The sequence below is a fragment of the Pseudoalteromonas sp. APAL1 genome, from assembly GCF_021532475.1.
GTDB classification, from domain to species: Bacteria; Pseudomonadota; Gammaproteobacteria; order Enterobacterales; family Alteromonadaceae; genus Pseudoalteromonas; species Pseudoalteromonas lipolytica_C.
On sequence record NZ_JAKGAW010000027.1, the window covers coordinates 60,626 to 67,241 of the forward strand.

Consider the following 6,616-nt stretch of genomic DNA (forward strand, 5'->3'; position numbering starts at 1 on the left):
ATAGCAAACTATAAGTTCAATAATTAGCGAAAGTTATCAGCCGTTAGCAGCTTAATCACTACTAACTAGCTGAAGATAAAAAAAGCAGAAAAAACAACTACCAAGGTAGCGTTTCGCCATTTGAATGCCAAAACCCACCAGTGTTGCTTAGGTTTAATTCATCAATACGCTTAATGAGCCGCTCTGCCGCAGTTTCGGGGCTTATGTCGCCGGCAAAATTAACCATTTGCGTTTGTACAAAGCCTGGATGAAATAACCCTACTGCAATTTCTTTCTCTTTTAGCTCATGGGCCAAACTAACACTGGCGGCATTAAGTGCTGCTTTTGACATCCGATAGCCAATGTAACCGCCCGAGCTATTATCTGCAATTGAGCCCATACGAGATGTGATCATCGCCACTTTGGCATCAATACCTAAGCTTTGCAGTAATGCATGAGTAATGCGAATTGGTGCGATACTGTTAACGCTGATTTGCTTTTCGATGGTAGCAAAGTCCATGTCAGCTAATGTTTCGTTATGAAAAATACCGGCGTTATTAACCAAAATATCAATTTTGTCGCCGTGTAAGTAGTTGGCAAGTGTTGCAACATCATCGGCGTTAGATACATCAATGTCGCTAATAATTTTTACATCGAGTGCTTGTAACTCTTCGCTTGGAGTGCGAACTACTGCACTAACACGGTAACCTTGAGCTAAATACTGTTTACAAAAATTAAGGCCAATACCTTTATTGGCCCCTGTAACCACCACATGCTTAGTCATCAATCTGCTCCTTAGTTGGCTTTTTTATACCCAAGTCACCTCAAGGTGCGAGTTTCTGCATCTTCAGGTGGTTTGGGTATATATATACCTTGGGACAGATTGGCAAAAACCAAGGGCTTAAGTTAATTCATCAATGGTTGACTTAAGAATGGAAAATACGGCCCCTTGGGGATCGGTAATAACACTAAAGCGTCCAACATCTGGGATGTCTGTTGCTGGCACACAAATAGCCCCATTAAGCTGCGTTGCTTTGGCAACTGCCTGATCGCAATCTGCTACCGCAAAATACGGCATCCAATGAGATGGAATGTCATCGGGCCATTCGTTGGTCATTTCAAGCATGCCTGCAATCGGTTGCTCATCGATGGTAAATAAGGTGTAGTCCATGCCCTCCATGGGTTTCACCTCAAACTGCCATCCGAACAACTGACAATAAAAGTCGCGACTTTTTTGCATGTCTTTCGACACAAGCTCAAACCAGTAAGGCAAGTTTAGCTCTTGTACTCGTTTAGCCCCGATATGCTCACCCGCTTGCCATAAGGCAAATGTTGCACCGCCCGGTTCTTGCAGCATCACCATGCGACCCGCTGTCATTACATCATGTGGCCCTGCCAAAACCGTTGCACCTAATGATTTTGCAAGCTCTGTGCTTTGATCAACATCATCAACAGCAATATATAATAACCAATGGGTTGGCATCTCGCTCATACTTGCTGGCAGTTGATACATAGCGGCAATATCATCACCTTGCTTTTGCAGCATGGTGTAATACATATCTTCGCCTATTGGCTGATCGTCAAAACCCCAGTCAAAAAGTTGCGTATAAAATTGCTTTGCAGCTTGCCAGTCTTTCGCGCATAACTCGGCCCAACAGAAAGTACCTGCTGGGTGTTTTGTATTTATTTTTGTCATGGCTGTTCCTCCTTGGTTAAACTTAAGCAACAATCGCAAAATTTACCAATCAAACCAAACAATAGTTGTGGTATTTCGTTGAAGTACGTAATTTTGCCTTAGCTAAAACAGACAATGAACAGCGCTAGCAACGCGAAGCTACAGAGACAAAAATGCCGCTAAAAAAGCGGCATTGCAATAATTAATTAGTGATGATGGCCATGCTCACCTTTGAGCTGATTACCTTGCGCATCATAAAAACCGCTCGCACCATGTTCAACAAAACCTTGGTTTATCATTTTAGCTAAAAATGGATCGCTTTCATTATCACCGATATCTGCGTAATCGGTCGTTTGATAGTTATCCCATTTCGCAAACTCTGCCTGCACATCTTGTTGATTATGATTGCTGGCTGTTAACACAATCTCTCGGCTATAGCTGGGTGTTGAAATTCGAAGTGATTTTAGTAATTTTTGATTGGCAAGCCAGCTTAGCTCTACTTTGCTTTGGCCTTGCTGCTGGGTGTAATACTCTGTTAGCTCACAACCTTCACCGGTGCTTTTTTGGTGCGTCATAGAGGCTAAAAATTTATCGCTTACTAACTGATATTTGCTACTCCAATCTTGCTCACCTTGTACTTCAGATGGTTGATACTCAATACCACGCTGTGCGTCTTGGAAGTAACGGATTGGGCGAACTTGTTGATTACGTAACTGTTGCCACAGCTCAATAAACTGTGGATTTTGCTTAGCCACCTGATGTGGTGTACGCCAAAGTGTAAAAGTATTTTCAGTCTGCTGCTTATTAGCAACAATAGCTGTAGTGACTTTGTAGTCAGCTTGCGTGTAACCTGTGTTCATATCGCATTGCCCAGCAACGGCTAATGGGCTTAGTAATGAGGCAATTAAGATAGCTACTTTCACGGGATTCTCTTTATATTTGATTGTTAATTAACTGATTAAGTCAGGGAGGCTCAAAGCCTCCCAATAACTCATTACTGTGCTAATTTAGCATCGGCTTGCTTAACAAGGTCGGCAGCATAATCCATCACATGGAAAATAAGGCTTTGCTCATTAGTACCCGTTACTAAATGTGCACCTGGGCCCACTGCATACACACCCACATCTTCTGCTGCATGTGTTTCAGAGCCAAGCGGTACAACAGCTTCTTGATGGAAGCCAGGTGTGGTTGTGTCAACATCAGTTAAATCAACACGACCGGTCACTGGCGCAAAGTCATAACCTACATCAGCATCTGTTTCGTCACCTAAGTCGCGGAAACCGCCACCATTGGTATACCCAACGGTTGTGTATGGCATGTTATCTGCGGCAAGTGATGGCTCATCACTACCAACTGGTACCACTTTACCTAAGATTGGGTTACCACGTTTTGGGTAGCCTGCAATGGTAAATACGTGGCTGTGGTCAGCTGTTACGATGATTAACGTGTCTTCGATGCTGGTTTTATCAAGAGCAACTTGTACAGCTTTTGATAACTCAACAGTATCGCTCAATGCATTATAGGCATTACCTGCGTGGTGAGCATGGTCAATACGTCCTGCTTCAACAGTTAAGAAGAAGCCTTTGTCGTTGTTATCTAATACATCAATTGCTTTTGCTGTCATTTCAGAAAGTGACGGCTCACCCGCTACGTCGTTCGCGCGATCTGCTTCGTATTGCATGTGAGTTTCATTAAATAAACCAAATACACGTTCTGTCGTATCAGCATTGATTGCATCAAAACCGGCTTGGTCCATCACATACTGACCTGCAGGATATTTAGCTTTCCACTCAGCTGTTAGGTCGCGACCATCTGTACGGTCACCTTCTACCGAGCTCACTGCATCGGCTGAGTTATAAGCTGCATCTTTAGGTAAGAAATGACGACGACCGCCGCCCATCACAACTTCTAAGCCATCAACATCTAGGCCTTCGTAACGAGCTTCGAGGTTTGCTTCAAAGTTAACTAATTGCGATGCAATATCTTCACAACCTGCTGCCACTGCTGCTTCTGGCATATCAGATACGTCTTCCCAGTTACGATCAGCCGATTTTGCATACGTTGCTGCAGGCGTTGCGTGAGTGATACGCGCTGTAGATACAATACCTGTCGACTTACCCGCGATCTCTGCCAGCTCAGTGGCAGTAACTAGCTCATTACCCGCAACCGTTGCACAGTTACCGCGTTCGATATTTTCATCTACACCAATCACACCTGCATCAGTTTTTACACCTGACGCCATTGCCGTCATCGTACCCGCTGAATCTGGTGTTTGTGCGTCAACGTTATAGGTTTTAGCAAAACCAGAGAATGGTAGTTTTTCAAAGCTAAGTTGGTGCTCTTCACCCAACTTACCTTCTAGCTGACCTGCCATAATACGCGCAGCTGTTACGGTCGAAATACCCATGCCGTCACCAACAAATAGAATCACGTTTTTCGCTTTACCTGACTCTTTTACAACTGCAGCAATATTTTCTTCGCTAGTAGCAACTTTAACTTGTGCTGACTTAAACCAGTCATTGTCAGTCAGTGGCGCTAATTGCGATGCAGTTAACGAGGTTGCCGGTGCATTACATGACACTGTTGAATCAGTTACTTCTGCTGAGTCTAGCTCACCATTATCGTTGCTATCTGCACCTGTTAGAGTTTCTGTACCACCGTTTACACACTGCTCAGAACCAACCGCTAGAGTATTTTCAACAGTCAGTGTTTTTGTTGAGCTTTTATCGTCATCATCAGAGCAGCCTGCTAATGCCACTACTACAGCAAGAGAAATTAAATTTAGTTTTTTCATCGTCGTCGCCATTATTCTTCAATTAGTTCTAGAGCTTGGTTAATGATGTGGAAAATTACGTTTTGCTCCACAACGCCTTGTGCTAGTTGCGCACCGGGACCTTTTGCATGCAGTGAAATATCTTCACCTGCGTGGGTCTCTGAACCTAATGGCACTGTTGCTTCTTGGTGATAACCAGGTGCAGTTGTATCAACCCCCGTTAAATCAACACGACCTGCAAATGGAGCCTCGTTGTAAGATACTTCCGCATTGGTTTCATCACCTAAATCGCGAAAGCCTAAACCATTGGCGTAACCAACGGTGGTGTATGGCATACCATCTGCTGCTAGGCTTGGTTCTTCACTGCCAACGGCTACTACTTTACCTAAAATTGGGTTACCACGTTTTGGATAGCCTGCAATAGTGAATACGTGACTGTGGTCAGCTGTTACTAGGATAAGTGTTTCTTCAGGGTTAGTATTTTCAACTGCTGTTTGCACCGCTTTAGCAAATTCAACAGTATCGCTTAGTGCATTAAAAGCGTTGCCCGCATGGTGACCATGGTCGATACGACCCGACTCAACCGTTAAGAAAAAGCCTTTTTCGTTGTTCTTTAAGATATCAATTGCTTTGCCAGTCATTGCAGATAATGACGGCTCCCCTGCTACATCGTTAGCGCGGTCTGCTTCGTATTGCATGTGTGATTCATTGAATAATGCAAATACACGCTTGGTATCAGCATTGAGCGTATCGAAGCCAGCTTGGTCCATTACGTACTTGCCATCAGGATACATTTCTTGCCATTCAGCAGTTAGATCACGCTCATCAGTACGGTCGCCTTCCACTTCACTCACTGCATCAGCTGAGTTGAATGCCGCATCTTTCGGTAAGAAGTGACGACGACCACCGCCCATCACCACTTCAAGGCCGTCTACATCAGTACCTACGAAGCGTGCTTCAAGGTTCTTCTCGAAATTAACAAGTTGTGAGGCAATATCTTCACAACCTGCTTCTACTGCATCAGCAGGCATATCAGATACGTCTTCCCAGTTACGGTCAGCTGATTTTGCATAGGTTGCAGCTGGTGTTGCGTGGGTGATACGGGCTGTTGAAATAACGCCTGTTGCTAGACCTTTGATTTCTGCAAGTTCCGTAGCAGTGATTAATTCATTACCTGCAACTGTTGCACACTTGCCACGCTCAATGTTTTCGTTAACACCAATTACACCTACATCAGTTTTAACGCCAGAAATAATCGCTGTCATTGTGCCTGCAGAGTCAGGTGTTTGCGCATCAACGTTGTAGGTTTTGATTTGCGCCGAGTAAGGGAACTCTTCAAAGCTTAATAAGCCTTCTTCACCCGACTTACCTTCCATTTGACCTGCCATGATACGTGACGCAGTTAGCGTTGAGATACCCATACCATCGCCAACAAATAGAATGACATTTTTAGCTTTAAACGTTTGCTCAGCCTGAGCTGCCGCTTCTTTTTTTGTTAATGTAGCTTCAGCGGCACTATACCAATCATTTTGTTTTTGACTGTCTGGTAACACACCTGCATTGGCCGTCGCTGACAATGCCAACGTTAAACCAATTGCAGTCGCAATTTTATTAATTTTCATCGTTACGTTCCGTTAGTACGTTATTTTTAAGAGTTTGGAGCTAATTAAGCTGCGCTTGGTTAATTAGCGCAGCCATCCTATGAGTGTTTTGTTACTGAAAAAGTGACTTTTCATGACAAAATGATGAAACCAAAAAAAGCAGCGCAAGAAGGTAAGTAATTAGTTTTAGTGGAAATAAATAGGCTAGTTTCTAGATATGAGTTAGCGAATTTGCGAGGGTAAATTTAAAGGGGCGAGGTCAAGCCTAATCAGAGCAAAGGTTATTTGAGTTGATAAAAGAGCAGGTTTATATGGATTGTGTTGGGTTTCGCTTCGCTCAAAGCAACCTACCCGAACAATGAACAGGGTAAATCCGAGTGAATACTCTCAACTAAATAACCATATCGATCTAATCTGACGGCTGATAGCTTTTCTACATACATTAAAAAAGGCCGCCTAGGGCGACCTTTTTATAAGCTGTGAAGCTCTATCTGTTGATATTACTCAACGATAGATGCAACAACACCAGCACCAACTGTACGGCCACCTTCACGGATAGCGAAGCGTAAACCTTCGTCCATCGCGATT

The 6,616-nt window shown here is 43.8% G+C and carries 5 protein-coding genes and 1 pseudogene; all 6 read right to left on the minus strand.

Annotation, left to right across the window (positions count from 1 at the left end):
- Window positions 1-97 precede the first annotated feature (97 nt).
- Entirely contained in the window at window positions 98-763 is a 666-nt protein-coding gene (locus tag L1264_RS13860; protein WP_135922799.1) for an SDR family oxidoreductase, read from the minus strand.
- 117 nt (window positions 764-880) lie between these two features.
- Window positions 881-1,675 (minus strand): VOC family protein, encoded by a 795-nt coding sequence (locus L1264_RS13865; protein ID WP_138558003.1) that lies wholly within the window; start codon window positions 1,673-1,675, stop codon window positions 881-883.
- 185 nt (window positions 1,676-1,860) lie between these two features.
- Window positions 1,861-2,577, minus strand: a complete 717-nt coding sequence (locus tag L1264_RS13870) for a hypothetical protein (RefSeq protein WP_135922801.1) — start codon at window positions 2,575-2,577, stop codon at window positions 1,861-1,863.
- A gap of 71 nt (window positions 2,578-2,648) precedes the next feature.
- Complete coding sequence (locus L1264_RS13875; RefSeq protein ID WP_199527132.1) at window positions 2,649-4,448, minus strand: alkaline phosphatase; 1,800 nt, start codon at window positions 4,446-4,448, stop codon at window positions 2,649-2,651.
- An 11-nt stretch (window positions 4,449-4,459) separates the two neighbouring features.
- The gene (locus L1264_RS13880) at window positions 4,460-6,049 is read right to left on the minus strand and encodes an alkaline phosphatase (RefSeq protein WP_138558976.1); all 1,590 of its coding nucleotides are present in this window, start codon (window positions 6,047-6,049) and stop codon (window positions 4,460-4,462) included.
- A 479-nt stretch (window positions 6,050-6,528) separates the two neighbouring features.
- Window positions 6,529-6,616 (minus strand): annotated as a pseudogene (locus L1264_RS13885) (elongation factor Tu); the annotation flags it as partial.